The organism is Leptospira ognonensis, assembly GCF_004770745.1.
Classification (GTDB): Bacteria; Spirochaetota; Leptospiria; order Leptospirales; family Leptospiraceae; genus Leptospira_A; species Leptospira_A ognonensis.
Window position 1 is genome coordinate 84287 of the sequence record NZ_RQGD01000022.1, and the last position, 15915, is coordinate 100201.

General features: G+C 41.3%; 15 protein-coding genes. 7 read left to right on the forward strand and 8 right to left on the reverse strand.

The window, feature by feature from the left end; genetic code table 11:
- Positions 1 to 13 precede the first annotated feature (13 nt).
- Genes EHQ58_RS06315 through EHQ58_RS06335 form a run of 5 tightly spaced genes read right to left on the reverse strand, consistent with a single transcriptional unit; the run spans position 14 to position 4164 of the window.
- The gene (locus tag EHQ58_RS06315; RefSeq protein ID WP_135623038.1) at positions 14 to 745 is read right to left on the reverse strand and encodes a lysophospholipid acyltransferase family protein; all 732 of its coding nucleotides are present in this window, start codon (positions 743 to 745) and stop codon (positions 14 to 16) included.
- Entirely contained in the window at positions 746 to 1444 is a 699-nt protein-coding gene (locus EHQ58_RS06320) for a Rossmann-fold NAD(P)-binding domain-containing protein (RefSeq protein ID WP_135623039.1), read from the reverse strand.
- Complete coding sequence (locus EHQ58_RS06325; RefSeq protein WP_135623040.1) at positions 1441 to 2304, reverse strand: LIC10647 family lipoprotein; 864 nt, start codon at positions 2302 to 2304, stop codon at positions 1441 to 1443. The genes EHQ58_RS06320 and EHQ58_RS06325 overlap by 4 nt, the downstream gene beginning before the upstream one ends.
- Positions 2301 to 2645, reverse strand: coding sequence for a PilZ domain-containing protein (locus tag EHQ58_RS06330; protein WP_135623041.1), 345 nt, complete (start codon positions 2643 to 2645; stop codon positions 2301 to 2303). The genes EHQ58_RS06325 and EHQ58_RS06330 overlap by 4 nt, the downstream gene beginning before the upstream one ends.
- Positions 2646 to 2694: 49 nt before the next feature.
- Positions 2695 to 4164: an MBOAT family O-acyltransferase gene (locus tag EHQ58_RS06335; RefSeq protein ID WP_135623042.1), complete on the reverse strand. Its 1470-nt coding sequence runs from the start codon at positions 4162 to 4164 to the stop codon at positions 2695 to 2697.
- Positions 4165 to 4280: 116 nt separating this feature from the next.
- Between EHQ58_RS06335 and EHQ58_RS06340 the strand changes: the two genes are divergently transcribed.
- Complete coding sequence (locus tag EHQ58_RS06340) at positions 4281 to 4784, forward strand: DUF3332 family protein (protein WP_135623043.1); 504 nt, start codon at positions 4281 to 4283, stop codon at positions 4782 to 4784.
- A gap of 4 nt (positions 4785 to 4788) precedes the next feature.
- Positions 4789 to 5718: a hypothetical protein gene (locus EHQ58_RS06345; RefSeq protein ID WP_135623044.1), complete on the forward strand. Its 930-nt coding sequence runs from the start codon at positions 4789 to 4791 to the stop codon at positions 5716 to 5718.
- A 38-nt stretch (positions 5719 to 5756) separates the two neighbouring features.
- Here the strand turns inward: EHQ58_RS06345 and EHQ58_RS06350 are convergent, their stop codons facing one another.
- Positions 5757 to 6110 carry a single-stranded DNA-binding protein gene (locus EHQ58_RS06350; protein WP_135623045.1) on the reverse strand — a complete coding sequence of 118 codons (354 nt, stop codon included), beginning with the start codon at positions 6108 to 6110 and terminating at the stop codon, positions 5757 to 5759.
- Between the two features lie 168 nt (positions 6111 to 6278).
- Here EHQ58_RS06350 and EHQ58_RS06355 point away from each other — a divergent pair, with 168 nt between their 5' ends.
- The 5 genes from EHQ58_RS06355 (at position 6279) to EHQ58_RS06375 (ending at position 12171) form a co-directional block, all read left to right on the forward strand.
- Entirely contained in the window at positions 6279 to 6680 is a 402-nt protein-coding gene (locus tag EHQ58_RS06355; protein WP_135623046.1) for a response regulator, read from the forward strand.
- A 46-nt stretch (positions 6681 to 6726) separates the two neighbouring features.
- Positions 6727 to 8292 carry an FMN-binding glutamate synthase family protein gene (locus tag EHQ58_RS06360; protein ID WP_135623047.1) on the forward strand — a complete coding sequence of 522 codons (1566 nt, stop codon included), beginning with the start codon at positions 6727 to 6729 and terminating at the stop codon, positions 8290 to 8292.
- A gap of 25 nt (positions 8293 to 8317) precedes the next feature.
- Positions 8318 to 10402 carry an adenylate/guanylate cyclase domain-containing protein gene (locus tag EHQ58_RS06365; RefSeq protein WP_135623048.1) on the forward strand — a complete coding sequence of 695 codons (2085 nt, stop codon included), beginning with the start codon at positions 8318 to 8320 and terminating at the stop codon, positions 10400 to 10402.
- An 88-nt stretch (positions 10403 to 10490) separates the two neighbouring features.
- Positions 10491 to 11333 carry an LA_0442/LA_0875 N-terminal domain-containing protein gene (locus EHQ58_RS06370; RefSeq protein WP_135623049.1) on the forward strand — a complete coding sequence of 281 codons (843 nt, stop codon included), beginning with the start codon at positions 10491 to 10493 and terminating at the stop codon, positions 11331 to 11333.
- Between the two features lies 1 nt (position 11334).
- Entirely contained in the window at positions 11335 to 12171 is an 837-nt protein-coding gene (locus EHQ58_RS06375; protein WP_135623050.1) for a hypothetical protein, read from the forward strand.
- Positions 12172 to 12290: 119 nt separating this feature from the next.
- On the opposite strand, the gene eat is transcribed toward EHQ58_RS06375, so the two are convergent.
- On the reverse strand, positions 12291 to 13592 hold the full coding sequence (gene eat / locus EHQ58_RS06380; protein WP_135623051.1) for an ethanolamine permease: 1302 nt from the start codon (positions 13590 to 13592) through the stop codon (positions 12291 to 12293).
- A gap of 15 nt (positions 13593 to 13607) precedes the next feature.
- Positions 13608 to 15905 carry a TonB-dependent receptor family protein gene (locus tag EHQ58_RS06385; RefSeq protein WP_135623052.1) on the reverse strand — a complete coding sequence of 766 codons (2298 nt, stop codon included), beginning with the start codon at positions 15903 to 15905 and terminating at the stop codon, positions 13608 to 13610.
- Positions 15906 to 15915 lie beyond the last annotated feature (10 nt).

Here is a 15915-nt window from a genome sequence, read left to right on the forward strand (position 1 = left end):
CTAAACTTTTGATTTATAGCAGAGTGTCAATAGAATTGTTCTGGTGTTTTCCGAGAACAAATCCTTCTAATCGCTCTCGATTTTCCTTCATTTTTTCTTCCAATTTTTTCGCCCAAGAGCTCACTTCGGCTTCGCTCAGATTTTTTGGAACGAGAAAGGGTTCTCCGTATTGAATGTACAATCTTGCTCTAAATTTTGGGAAAAAATGTCGGTCCCAACTTTTGAACTGGTAGTGGCGATCATACCTAGCATCCAAATACAGGATGGGGGCGCCGGTAATTGAAGCGGTGGCTATGACCCCTGGCTTCACTACTTGTCTGGGACCTTTGGGACCATCGACAGTAAAGATGGGGACATGTCTTTGTTTCATCTCTTTTAAGATAGCACGGAAGGCACCCGTCCCCCCTCTCGTTGAAGAGCCTCTCACACTTTTTAAATTAGAGCGAGCAAACGTTTGGTGGATAATTTCTCCATCTTTTGACTGCGAGACCAGAGCGACCATAGTCGCGTTTTTCTTTTTTTGTAAGTACTGTGTCGCATGTCTATAAAGTGCTAACGTCGTTTCATGATAGACGGCGATGATATATCCACCTCCCGCATCAATCAAGGACTGAGAACTATCTGGTAGAATGAGTACCGCTCGACGCACAAAGGAATACCATGTAACAATAAAAATGTGAACCAAATAGCTTAAAACAATATACTTGGTTTTGTTATATGGCTTTTGAACTGACGGGCCCGTCATTTAGATATTCTTTCCAAAATCTAGCATCTGGTCATTTTCCAAAATTTCAACTATCGCAGAACTTCCGATAGTTGTGGTATCACTCTTGGCAATTGCAGTTTTTATCATGGACCTGGCGACAAAATCTGCATAAATGGGTTTATATTTTTTAAGACCAAAGAGGGAAAAAGGCAATAGTGCACCAAGGACTTCCCCTACCTTCTCTCCCATTCTTACTTCCTTTCGGTCACCAAGAAGCAGAGAAGGCCTAAAAATGCCCAAATAAGGAAACCCAATCGCGGTTAGCTCTCTTTCAATCTCACCCTTGACTCGGTTATAAAAAATCATGGAATTGGCATCAGCACCCATCGCCGTTACGATTAAAAAAGATTTGACTCCTGCTTCCTTAGCCTTTTTGCCGGCTAACAAAGGATAATCATAATCAACTTCTCTGAATTTTTCTTGGGAGCCCGCTTTTTTGATCGTGGTTCCTAGACAGCAAATGACAGCATCGATTCCCTTTGGAAATTTTACCTCGCCACGAGAAAAACTCTCCCAAGTGACCGACTGAATCTCGATAGGTGCTTTATTGTCAGAAGATGGTGCATTTCTTGCCCAGACGATGGTCTTTTGAATTTCTGGATAGAAGAGAATGGATTTTAATACTTCTGTTCCGATAAGACCTGTACCGCCAAGTAATAAGAGATTTAATTTTTTCATAAAGTTTCCTGTTTTGGTTTTTTTTGGATTAAATCGATTTCTTTTATGATCCCGAGTCTTGCGTATTGCATGCTTAAGTAGAGTGAATCGGCATTGGTTCCAGTAGAAGTCTGTACATTGGCGACGACAGGATTTAAAAATAGAAATTCATTTGTGAACTCAACATATAAAAAAGTATCTTCTAAAATCGAATCATCGAAAAATTTTCCAACCTTATATCCGTATATTAGAGATGTATTATATATTGTCCGATATCTATTTTTCGCATCCGATATGACTCTAAAGTTTTCGACCAATTGAAGACTATAACTTGAGAGCCCTGCGCCAGCACCAAGCCCGATGAACCAATTCGGATTTTCAAAATAACCTGCATATAAAATCGCAAATCCACGTGTATCATAATATGTATAGTCGATACGCTGGCTAAATGTTGCGTTTGGTCCTTGCTTATCGAGTAAATAGGCTGTCAAAATATCATTTGTCTGAATCCCTGAGTCCGGATAATTAACGAGTGTTCCACGAAACAACCTTGGTGATTCCAAGGTAAATTTATATGCGAAATATCTCATAAATCCGAAATCTTTCCATGGCCTTTGGGGAATCGATCCGATGGTCAAAAATGCGCGCTCCGCATTGGCATAAGAATGTGACTCATATTTATTATTCTGTTGGGCAACAGGCGTGGCAGTAATCAGATCGTTAAAAAAATTTTGGTCACGAGGTTCCCTGGAATAAAATAAAGCTGAAATACTTTCAACACCCGCAGTAACATAAATTGGGTTTATGATATTCTCGATGGTTTTGCATTGAATAAAGAATAAGAAAATTAAAATGATGGCATGTTGTTTTGGATATTTCAAATTTCCAAGACTCTTGCTAACATGGAATCTGTGAGTTTCATTTTTTCAGTGAACTGTAACCCTGCCAGATAACATGCAACACCTCTAATTTTTGCGGTTTGGACCCACATGACCTTTCCCTCAAAAAAAATCCTTTGCGAACCTTGGTCAAAAAGGATAGTTCCTAAAATCAGATTATCGATTTCATCCGAGAGAAAATCATCATCTCCGACGAAACACAATCCTTCCTCGGAGATGTTTCCTAGTTTTCCCATAATGGTCAAACCATCCAAATCCAACTGAACCTCAAAACCCCGAAATTCTCTGGGAGAGATCCTGGGAAGTCTGCGTTCGCTATCCATGGAAGCATTATGCCCAACTTATGATTTCGTGAAAACGAAAAAAGCGAAACTAAAACTGGAAGTAGATGAAAGGTGTCGAATTTTCTGGGGTAAATAATGATAAAAACAAAAAAGCAATCGGATAAAATGCCAATTCTGCCCATGCAGGAATCTTTCGTCCTTTCTCCTTTTCAAAAATAAAATAACCTAATATATGTCCCAAGGAAACGAGACAAACCACCCATAAGAAATCCTTCCACATGTAGGGTCTTAGCAGTCCGCTTTGCCAAAGGAACATACCTTTGATATGCAGGATCGCATTGTCAAAGGAGGAGGAACGAAAAAAAACCGCACCCAGAAAGAAAGCAAGATTGCTAAACAGATTCTGAAATAAAAATTTCAATCCATGCAACACCTTAGCAAGGACCTGTCTGTCGCTATTTGCTGCCTTCTTAGGAAATACATCGTGATAAAATTCTTCTATTACATAAAAAACACCATTGAGGGAACCCCAAAACACATAAGTCCAGTTTGCACCATGCCAGACTCCACTCACAAACATCGTAAACCAAAGATTAAACTTTCGTCGCAGGGAAGACACCCTACTTCCTCCCATAGGGAAATAGATGTAATCTCGCAACCAGGAATTTAACGTAATATGCCATCTCCGCCAAAAACCAGAGACGGAAGTAGCTATAAAAGGTAAATTAAAGTTAGTTGGTAGCTTATAGCCCAATAATAAGGCACTGCCAATGGCCATGTCAGAATATCCGCTAAAATCTAAATAAACCTGCACTCCTCCGAGCACCGATCCGATCCAAAGCGTATATGTGTGAAGAGATGTCGGATCTTTAAAGATCAATTCCAAGGTCGGTGCAATCTGATCCGATAAAACAGCCTTCTTAAAATAACCTAACATAAAAAAACGAATCGCAATGCGGAACTCAATATTTTCAAATTTTTTCGTTTCGTAGAGCTGTGGAAGGAAGGTTCGAGCTGTAACAATGGGACCTGCCACCAATTGTGGAAAAAAACTAACGAAGAGGGAAAATTTTATAAAATCTCTTTCTGAGGGAATTTCTTTTCTGTACACATCTATCGTATAACTTAAAGATTGGAAAGTGAAAAAGGAAATACCAGCGGGAAGGATTATGTTCAAAATCGGCAAAACATCTTCCTTACCAAGATAGCCACCAACAGAATTTGTAGTGCTTGCCAGAAAATTATAATATTTGAAAAAGCCCAATATAAAAACGAGATTTGTAATCAGACTGAAATACAGTAAGGCTAAGCGAAGCCTCTGGTTTTCTGTACTCCCTAAACGCAGACCCACGAAATAGTCGATAAAGGTCGAAAGGAGAATGAGGGCGCCAAACCGGTAGTCCCATGACATATAAAAAAAATAGCTAACGATGAGTAAAAATATGTGGAGGATTCTCTGCTCTTTTTTCTCACCTTTAAAGAGAGCTGGAAAAAGATACCATGCACTAAAGAATACCAGTAGGAAAAAAACGAAATATTCAAAGTCAGAGAAAATCAATGCATTGGCCTGTCTCTTGACGATTCATACAGAATTTTGTTTCCAGTCAATCATTTCGGCTTGCTAAACCGCTTCGCAAATGCTAAGTTCTAAGAAAATACATTCTCGAGGAAAAAATGAAACGCATTCTAACAATTTTTACAATCGCAGTCGTCTCCTTTGGCACCCTTTCTAATTGTTTTGGCAAATTCGGACTTGTCAAAACTGTATATGGCGTCAATGCAGGCATCAACATTGGCTCTGGAATTGTAGCCCGATTCTTTCGCACCTTCCTCATGTACTTACCTGGATATATTTTCTACGGTGTTGCTTACTTTCTAGACTTGGTTCTTTTTAACTTGATCGAATTTTGGACGAATTCAAATCCGATCGCCATGGCAGAATACGACTTTGACGGAAAACTCGTAAAGGAATTCAATGATGACAAGGGTTCTGTTCGCCTAACGTATATGAAGTTTGGTAAAGAGTTAAAAATCGAGGCCACTGTTGCAAAAAATACAGAAACGTTTTATGCTTTTTCAGACAAACCTGGTAAATTATTCCAAGTAAAAGGAAACGAAATGGTAGAGCTGAAAGAAACGGAAGGTCCGATCCCTTATCTATCACCAAAGAGCATCTAAAATTTTGAACCAAATTATTTTTTTTATCCTCACGCTTTTTGCGCTAACTTGCAGGAGCGTGAGTTATACGATCCCCAAAGCTAGTTCGATGGATCTGGACAAAATTAAAATTTTGTCCAGTGACCTCTTAAACTCACCTGAGACAAGTGCCACCCTTACGAAAGAAGAAAATACACTTAGGATCTCTGTAGTCTCGAAAAGTAGAGCTTCGGCTGAGGTTCTCATTGCATTTCGTCGAGAAGGATTGAATCTGCTAGACGACATTAAAACGGGACGCGTACTTGCACATAACATCATACTAAAGAACGGTAAAGGGGAAGTTTTAGCCCGCAATCCGATCGATTTGGAAAATAGCAAAGCAATTGAATTTCTGCAGCAATCGATTGAATTTGATGCTAAAAAAATTCCTGCTGTCGGAGAATTCCTCTCCTTTCATCTTGAACTTATTTATTTGAGTCCGTATATGGATATTGGATGCGAGGACTCAAATCTACATTGCAATAAGATCAGATCACTCCTAAACTCTGCAAATTTAATCGCGAGTGTTTCCGGCTCACAGGAACAAGCCGAAGCCGATAAAAATTCCATTATCACGAGAATCTCGACAATCAATAAAGATCTTTCGCCACTCCTTTCAAAGGAAGGAGGAACGACCGTTAAACTCACACCACCAATGAATTTGGGTGATATCAATGCGCTTGTCTATCGAGACTGGAAGTTATTATCCACTCCGACATATTTTAAAGTGATCGCGATCCTGCAGAATGGAAAGCCCATTGAAGATTCCAAACCAGAAGTTTTTGAGCTCCCAGAATTGACGACAGAGACGGAATCAAGCAAAGAGAAAGATAGAACCTTTGAACTTGAAAAAGAAAAAAAGCCTCCAAAATCAATTACGACAAAACGCAGACAAAAAACGATATACCTACCTTAATTTATGTGCGAGCATTTCAGGCCCGCACATAACATACACTATGCTGCCTTCGCATCCTTTCTTTTTTGGCTATCAAAACGAACTGACGTTGCGACAACTTTTACCTTCGATCTGTTTTCGCCTTCATTTGTCTTCCAACGGTTTTGTTTCAAATTCCCCATGACTGTGACTTTGCTTCCTTTTTTTAAGTACTCCGAGCAATTTTCACCCATTTTTTCCCATGCCTCAATTTCGAAATAAGAAACGTCTTCTGGTTCCTTATCCTCTCCCGAATTTGAGTTGTGATTCACTGCGACGGTGAAATTTGTTACCGATTTTCCAAGACTCGTCTGTTTCCTATCTGGGTCATGGGTTAAGTTTCCATCAAGAATGATGTAAGAAAGATTTTTCATTGTTTTTCCTATAAATGAGTTTAGGTGGCCACCCATATGATTGAGATTCAAAATTTAGAATTTTGTGCTGAATATTTTGGTTTTCCTGTTTATAATTTCGCTTTTTTTCCGTAACATAAAGGTAGAAGTATTTCTTAATATCGAGATACTGATATCTTGAGTCATGTAATGGAAAAGAATCTTATTTGTATCATAGATGATGACACAATTTATCAGTTTACTTTTAAGAAAATTTTAAGCAGTACAGGTCTGCCTTTAGAAATCATTTCTTTTTTTAATGGACAGGAAGCATTAGATTTTTTTCGATTAAACGCCGAAAAAGGAGCTCTGCTACCAGATTTTATCTTTCTTGATATCAATATGCCTCTAAAGAATGGATGGCAGTTCTTAACAGACTATGCCCCTTTAAAAGAAAAATTAGCCAAACCAAGTCAGATATTCCTTGTGAGTTCCTCCATTGACTCGGAAGATTTGGACCGAGCTGCTGAAAACCCGCTTTTGTCTGGCTATATCAGTAAGCCAATTTCAAAAGAAAAATTCATGAAAGCGACAAACTTGACGCAATCTTAGCTTGAAATATCTCATTCTCTTCTTATCATTTTGATCGGCAGGTCATATGGAACAATTGTTTACGTGGGTAAATTCAAATCCAGGGTACTCCTTTGGAATCGGAGCATTCATTTTTTTCCTTTTTGTATTTCTTCGAGATATCACTCAAAAAAAACACACCATCCAAAGAAATTTTCCCATCGTTGGACATTTAAGATACTTTCTCGAAATGATCGGTCCCGAACTTCGTCAGTACTGGGTCGCAAACGATAAAGAAGAAAGACCCTTTGATCGAACGGAACGCAGTTGGATCTATGCTACCGCAAAAGGCCAAAATAATAATTTTGGTTTTGGAACCACAGAAATCCAATATGAACCAGGTTACCCGATCATCAAACACAAAGCCTTTCCTTTTCCTGAATCGAAAGCCTTTATCCATGAAAATGACCCCACATGTATCCCTTGTCTAAAAGTCATTGGCGAGTGGAGAAAACGCAAACATCCATACAGACCATATTCCATCATTAACATTTCCGCCATGTCCTTCGGTTCCCTTGGGAAAAATGCGATCATGGCACTCAATCGTGGAGCAAAAGTAGCAGGATCATACCATAACACGGGCGAAGGTGGACTTTCCCGTTATCACTTGCAAGGTGCAGATATCATGTGGCAGATCGGTACTGGCTATTTTGGGGCGAGAGACGAATCGGGAAGATTTAATATCGAAAAATTAGCACATAAAGTCGAAATCAATCCAGCTATACGACTTATTGAAATCAAACTCTCTCAAGGCGCCAAACCAGGGAAAGGTGGTATTTTACCATCCAAAAAAGTGAATGCCGAAATTGCACAAATTCGTCAGGTCAAGGAAGGCGTTGATTGTATATCACCTAACTCTCATAAAGAATTTAGCAATGTCAAAGAACTGATTGATTTTATAGAAAAAATTGCAGACGCGACAGGTCTTCCCGTCGGAATCAAAAGTGCCGTTGGAGAAATCGAATTCTGGGAAGAACTCGCAAAAGAAATTAAATCACAAAATCGAGGACCAGACTTCATTACAATTGATGGAGGAGAGGGAGGAACTGGTGCAGCCCCTCTTACGTATGCTGATCACGTTTCCCTACCCTTCAAAATTGGTTTCCAAAGAGTGTACACTTTGTTCCAAAGACTAAATATTTCTCGGCAAATCGTCTGGATTGGATCAGGCAAATTAGGATTCCCGGACCGAGCTGTTGTCGCTATCGCCATGGGTTGTGATCTCATCCACATTGCTCGGGAAGCAATGCTTTCGATTGGTTGCATCCAAGCACAAAAATGCCATACGGACCATTGTCCCGCTGGAGTGGCCACGCAAAATTGGTGGTTACAAAGAGGTGTAGACCCAGAAATCAAAGGCAAACGGGCAGCAAAATACATCCAAGGTTTCAGAAAGGAATTGCTCTCCCTCGCACATTCCTGTGGTTACGAACACCCTTCTCAGTTCAATGGACGAGACATTGAAATCAGCATGGGGATGAACAGGTACCAGCCATTGGAAGATCTACTTGGTTACAAACGCGATCCGATCGAGTTTACGAAATTTGCAGACTACGCAAATTTTCCAAAACGACCTGTCCGACTGACACAGTGAATTGCATTTTAAATTCTTGGACTCTATGAATCTTACATTTCGCCTTCTTGTAACCTGTTCCCTTTTTCTGGGATGTTCTTCGGATCTACCAAAGAGCGAGGTGAAAATCGAAAACGGAGTCCTAGACCTTTCCATGTATTCCTTTTCTGTCAATCCCTCTGTTTCCTTAGAAGGTGATTGGAAATTTTTCTACCAGGCGCTTCCTCCCATACAGGACCAAACCGCCTCAGAAAATTTTTTAAAACTTCCGAACCATTGGAATGAAACAAAATATAAGGGAAGTGTGTTAGGTGGACAAGGAACGGGAACCTTCCAACTTAAAATCATCCTTCCAAAGACGAGCGAAATCCCACCACTGGCTCTTCTGACAAGCGAACAAGATACCTCTCACGCGATTTATCTAGACGGTCAGTATTTAGGCGGAGCTGGGAAAGTGGGATTGAAAGAAGAAGAGAGCACTCCAGAAGTAAAAACAACTCTCATCCTTCTTCCCATTCCACCGAAGGCAAAGGAAGTCACCTTGGATTTAGTGGTATCAAACTTTTCCCACAGGAAGGGGGGACCTTGGAATGACGTATTACTCGCATCTTACGATAAAGCCCAGGAAAAATTAACAGCTAGAAAAATGAGTGAGACGATGATCTCATCCATACTTTTATTCGTAGGTATTTTTTTCCTTGTATATTATCTATTTGAACGTAAGTCTTCGCATGCGTTTGGTATATTCTCATTCTCTTTAATTGTTCTTTTGCGCAATCTAACGACGGGCGAGAGGATCATCTTAGATTTGGTATCTCTTCCCTACCCTATCATCTTGAGATTAGAATATATCTCCTGGTTTTGGACGGCGCCTATCTTAACACGTTACTTCCAATCGCTATTTCCCTTTGATTTTCCATCCAATACCGCGAAGTATTTTTATCGAATCTCCATCGCCCTGACATTTTTTTTATTACTCCCTTCTGTTTATTTTACGGAATTGGCTTCTATCTATCCGCTAGTATTTGTTTCCAACGGAATTTTTATTTTGTATGGTCTTTACAAAACCTTTCAAAACAGACGAATCGAATCGTATTATTTACTAGGCGGTACAAGCGTTTTACTCATAGGCGCATTGAATGATACATTACATGCAGAGGCGATCATACACACTCATTATATAGGGCCGCTCACGGTGGTTATATTTGTATTCTCCCAAGTATTTACCTTTGGAAATGCCATCAAAAGCAACATCACACAAACTAAGGATTTAGCTAAAAATTTAATCAGTATCAACGAATCCTATAGTCGATTTGTCCCTCAACAATTTTTAAATTTCCTTGGAAAAGCAGACATACGAGAAATTGAGTTAGGTGAGCAAGTTCAGAAAAAGATGACCATTCTTTTTGCCGACATTCGATCCTTTACTGAGTTTTCCGAACATCTTTCCCCAAAAGAAAACTTTGATTTTTTGAATGCGTATCTCCAAAGAGTCGGGCCCATCATTCGCCTGAATAATGGTTTTATAGATAAATTCATTGGCGATGCCATCATGGCACTTTTTCCGAATCATCCTGATGATGCCATTCGCGCCGCCGTACAAATGCAAATCGAAATCCGAGATTATAATGAGCATCGGGCCAAATCAAATTACCAGCCCATCAAAGTGGGAATTGGCATCCATACAGGAAGCCTAATCTTAGGAATTTTAGGTGAACATGAGAGGCTAGAAGGAACTGTGATTTCGGATGCCGTAAACCTTGCCTCACGCATTGAAGGTGTCACAAAATTATTTGGAGCAGAAATCGTAATCAGCGCTGATACCTTTATCGAAGCATCTGAAAGTTTAGGATTCCACTATCGCTTGTTAGATCGTGTAGCTATCAAGGGCAAAAGCGACTCCGTGTATGTTGTCGAAGTCTTAAACGGTTATGAAGATGAAAAACTGGAGGCACTCGTTGCGAAAAAGGAAGACTATACGTTTGCCCTCGAAGCGTATAGAAGGCACGCCTATGACGAAGCCCATGAATTGTTTTTAGAGATTTTAAATGCCATTCCTCAGGATAATGTTTCGCGGGTTTTTCTGGCCGATTGCGAACGCCATCTCGCTAAGGATAAAATCGATATATAAGTCTTTATTTTAGAATGTTTATACTTTTTTACTTTCCAATTCCTAGTAAATCTCCTATAGTATAACAATCACCCTGAGAGGTGTTTAGATGAAAAAAAGTAAATTTACCTTATTCACAAACTTTGTAGTATTATTCATCGTTTTGCTTACAAACCCATCCTTTGCCGTACAGACCATCTTACTCAAACAAGGAAAAACGATCAAAGGGACCGTCTCGAGTCAAAATTTAGATCATGTTGAGGTAGAGACTGCTGAGGGGAAACATCTCGTGATCCCTAAAAAATCGGTCCTCAAAATCGTTTATAAAGACATAGCAGAAGAAGAAGAACTTTCTATACGAAAACAAGAAGAGTCAAAACGAGAAGCCGAAAAGCTGAAGCTATTGGAAGAGCGAAAAAGGGAGCTTCTCGCCAAAGAAGAAGCAAACAAACTAGAGACCGAGGAAAACAAATCCCAAGGTTCTGGTGTGGCAGTTAAGTCAACCATTCGCGATTCCTTTATCCTTGGGTCTCCAAATCACACACAATCCATAACACTCGCTAGCTTAGATCAAAAGTGTAAGCCGTATTCGCAATATCCCGAATACTTCTGGATGTTTGGAGCGTTTCGATTTTTTGAACCAGACTTGACTAAACTCTTACCAAAAGAAAGTGCACCCCTTAGAATCTCCCAAAAGGCATCTTTGACAGATATCGCTTTTACCATGCTAGGTGGCTTTTTGATCACCTTAACGCGTAAGACCTTAATCATCGAAACTTGTGAAGGAGAAGGTTATCGTTTGATCTCTGATAAAGAACTAGAACGCATAAAAAATTCAGCCGTTTCCGATATCAAAACCGAACATGAAATTGAAACTTTACGTGAGAAAGTGGAACTTGAGCTCTTAGAAAATGATTTAAAAGATTACGAAAAGAAGAAAAAAGGCAAATGATATGTTCAGATACTTAGTTTGTGGCTTTCTTTTGTTTACCTTTACGGCTTGTTATTTCAATCCGATCGTGAATGGAATCTTGGATCCTGCAGAAAAGGCAACTAACTCAAGTTTAGGGCTTTTGGCTCTTGGTGGAGGTAGCAGTAGCGTCAGTGAAATTCCTCCAGTCGCAACGGCTGTCAGTACGGATGCAACAATGCAGGTCTATGGCCAAATTAAAGATCTAAGCTCCGTGAACATTGCAAGCCCACGACTGAGCATCGCGGAAACTGTCACCACTTCACAGAGAGTTGCGATTTCTACGACTTACACTGGAAATGCGAGTGGTAAATTTTTAATCCAACTTCGCGCGGGAACCTTTACAGTTTCTGTCTCGGATATGAATGGCAACTCTCTTGGATCGTTTCGGCTCATCATCGCCACAGATCTGACGGCGACAAAAGAAGATATCTCAGGCGCAACCTTTATCGTTTCGGGACTTCGGAGCTATGGGATAAACGAAAGTGTCCCATTGACAGTGGATGCGGTTGCTGCAACGACCTATTCCATTGGAGGTGTCATCGACGGTGGTTCTGGTTCCTTCGTTACCACAGCAAATGGAGGTGCAGATCTGATTCTTACAAATACAGTGAATTCCGAGACAAAAACCATCGTTGCAGGTGCCGCACCCCAAGATGGGGTTTTCTCCTTTGCTACGAAAGTGGTCACTGGCACTAGCTATAATGTTACCGTGAGTGGACAACCTTATGGATACAATTGCTCCGTAACGGCAAATGGAAGTGGTATTGTCTCCACTTCAAATATAACCAATATTTCGATTACTTGTACGCCGTCCTAAGGTTTTCGATTTTTTAGCATTAACAGTTGTCATCCCTTTCTATTCGGAAATTTAAAAGTCATGAGACTCACCTCCACCGATAGCGGCGTGACTTGGCAGGTTCGGTATTAAGTGGTTTCTCACGGTCGGCTCTTTCGCCCGAGCCATAAAAAAAGTCCTAAGGCTCCAACCAATCCCAATCCTACAATTATAGAAATCAAAACATTACTAAACGCCACGGCAAAGAACGCCACCACTCCCAATACCATTGCAAGGATCGGCACAAAAGGATACAAGGGCGCCACATAAGGTCTGTTTCTATTTGGCTCTTTGATTTTTAAGACAAAATAAGCAAGCATACTCACAACATACATCCCACACGCACCAAGGGCACTCGCTGTGATCAGTTCTGCTGTATCTCCAACCGCCAAACAGGCAAAACCCAAAATACCTCCCGATAGAACCGCATAGTTTGGAACTAAATTGTGACGGCTGATTTTGGATAAAAACTTAGGCAGGTAGTGCGTGAGCGAGAGTGCATAGACAAGACGCGAATAGCCTAATATGATTCCGAATAGGGAGGCGATGAGTCCAAAAAGTCCGATGAAGGTAAAAATCGTACTCACGAGTGCGCCTTCACCATAGATTTTTTTGAGAACATAGGAGAGAGGGTATTCAATATTGGCGACTTCAATCGTAGGCACAACACCCGCTGTTACCACAAAAACGCAAGAGGCAAGCAGGATGAGGGTACCAATGCCCGCCGCATAACCGATGGGAATGTCACGTGGCGGGTTTCGTACTTCTTCCGCAGACATGGCGACCCCTTCTACAGCGAGAAAAAACCAAATGGCAAAAGGAATGGAGGCGAAAAGTGAGGAAAAGGATAGGGAAGAAACACCTGGGAACTCAGGAAAATGAGAAAAGGAAAAATAAGGTAATAGGGCAAGTAGATAAATCAGGAGGCCAAGCACAGCCACAACCGTCACAAACAATTCAAATCTTGAAGTTTGTTTCACGCCCAAAAGGTTGATACAAACGAGAAGAAAGAAGAATCCAAAAGAAGCCCAAGGGATCGGAATATCAGGGAACAGAAAATGAAAATAGCCACCTAACGCCGAAGCAATCGCAGGTGGTGCGAGAGCAAATTCACAGAGAACAAAATATCCTGAAATAAAACCGCCCCATTTTCCAAAGGCCTGTTCGGCGTAGGCAGAAGGACCTCCCGCATGTGGAATCGAGGACGAGAGTTCGGTAAAACACAAGGCAAAACAAATATAGAAGATGGCGACAAGAAAGACTGCGATCGCAAATTCCCAAAAACTCGCCACAGACCAGCCAAAATTCCATCCAAAGTAATCACCAGAGATGACGAGTCCTACCGCGATCCCCCAAAGGTGAACAGGACCCAATGTACGATGGAGTTTTGTTTCCGTAGACATATGCTAAACACAGGATCAAAAAACGGCAGAAAGACCCAAGTAATAAAAAATACCATCCCCAGGGAGAATGCCGGGACCCGGGTAACCGCCTGCACGCCTGGTGAAGTATTTTTCATTGGCAAAGTTATTGATCCCACCATTTAAGGAAAAGCCTTCGTGAAAGTTCCATTTGAAAGAAATATCCCTAACCGTATATTTTGGGATGATACCGATCTGGCCATTAGCGGAAGGCCAAGTCGTGTTTGCCGCATCAGAATAAGCCATACTCGTATAACTGACAAGATAGGTTACAGAAAAGGTCTGGTTTAGGGAATAGGTAAATCCATACCTATGGATCTGAGAGGGGGCATTTTCGACTGTCCTTCCGACACGGTAGTAGGCCAATGCATTCGTTGGATCCGTAAGAAGGCGTGGGTCTTCCCATCTCACAAACCTTGCATTAATATTTGAACTTGATGTAAAGAATGAGATACTTCCATAAGGAGTGGAATCTGTAATCATCTGAAAAGGATTGATCTCCACATACGCTTCCACTCCTCTGTGTAAACTATCACCTACATTGGTTTGGAGGTTTTTCTGACCTGGATAGACACCTGGCAATTGGCCCACACGATTGTTGTAGCGGAGCTCAAAAACACCTACGTCAAACTGCAACCACTGTGCTACCTTACCTCGGTATCCGCCATCCGCATTATAACCTGTTTGGTCTTTCATATTTGGATCTACATCATTTAAGGTGGCAGTAGGTGCATAAAGTTCCGCATAGGTCACGGGCCGGTAGGCTCTCGAATAATTTGCATAGAAATTAGTGGCCTTTGTCACGTTGTATTGGGCACCAACTCCATAGAGAAGTTGCCTTCTATCAACCGAGAGTGGAACCACATATCCGCCCGTAGGCAATGAGGCCGAGGCAAGCTTTTCATTTACTTTACCCGATGCCGTGCTCCGTATCCATTCGTAACGGACTCCGGGCGTAATCGAAAGTTTTTCCGTGATACGAAATAGATTTTCGGCAAATGCCGCATAGTTTAGGGTTGAAAATCGAAGTTCGACAGTTCTGCATTTGTTTGTGCCATCGATACAATCAGGAAGGACCGTTTCCTTGATATCATACTCCGAACCTGTCGTTCCATTGGGATTGCGTGTTCTGTCGGTATTCCCATTAAAATAGCGTAACCCAAAAGAGAGAGAATGCTTTTGATCTAACATCGAATATTCGAAAATCTGTCTCGCTTCTGCACCATAATTGCGATACCAATCTCGATCGATTTGGCGGGGAGAATACGCTAGAGACGTTCGACTGATACTGTCTAGCGTTGTAGGAGCCGAGGTAAGTCCCACACTATTTCGTTCGCCATACAGTCCAAAGAGTTTCAAATTGAATCTTGCGGAGTTAGATTGTTCATAGTCCACAATCAAGGCAGGCATGTTCCACGGTGCACTAAACCAATTTCGGGAACGTTGCGAGGCACGAGAATTTTCCCAATACTGCATATCGGTTTGGCCACCTGCCTGCCTACTTTCATAATTTGACTTTGAAAGTTCGAGAGAGATTTTTAGTTTGTCTGTCGCTTGGTAACCAAGATTCACAAAACCAGTCTGCGTTTTATATTGTGAATTGTCCCGCCATCCGTCAGAGCTGCGATTCTGATAATACACGAAGTAGGAAAATTGTCCGATTGTTCCACTCACACTTGTATAACTATTAAACGTAGCATACGAGCCGCCTGTATTTTTCATCTCCACCTTTACGGGCTTTGTCGGATCTGCCTTTTTTGTTACATAGTTGATCATCCCGCCAAACTGCGGACCATATTGTAAGGCGGCGGCACCACGGATGATTTGTATTTTTTCCAGAGATTCCATCGGCGGGTTGAAATAGGTTTCTGGATAACCAAACATATCCGATGCGATATCGTACCCATTTTGTCTGGTGTTAAATTCCCAGTTTCTATTGGGAGATAGGCCACGTGCTCCAATGCCAGGCTGGATTCCACTCCCCTCATTCTCCCAAATCGTGATCCCTGGAACCTTGGCATACACCTGGCGTGTCTGATTCAATGCTAGATTGGCGTTTGTTTTATCTAAACGAATGACTTCTGATTTTTTGCCTGAATAGATATTGGTTCCTTCTATCTCATTCATGGTTTCCCGGTCGGAATCCTTTTTGGCAGATACCCGAATCCCTGTTTCTTTCGTCTCTTTGGGTTCATTTTTTTCAACTTCCTGCGCCACCGAAGGAGTTTGGAGGAGGAGAAAACACAGGAAAGGAAGGGGGAAGAATCGAGGTCGCAATCTTGCAAAAAGGTTCATTTCAGGGCTT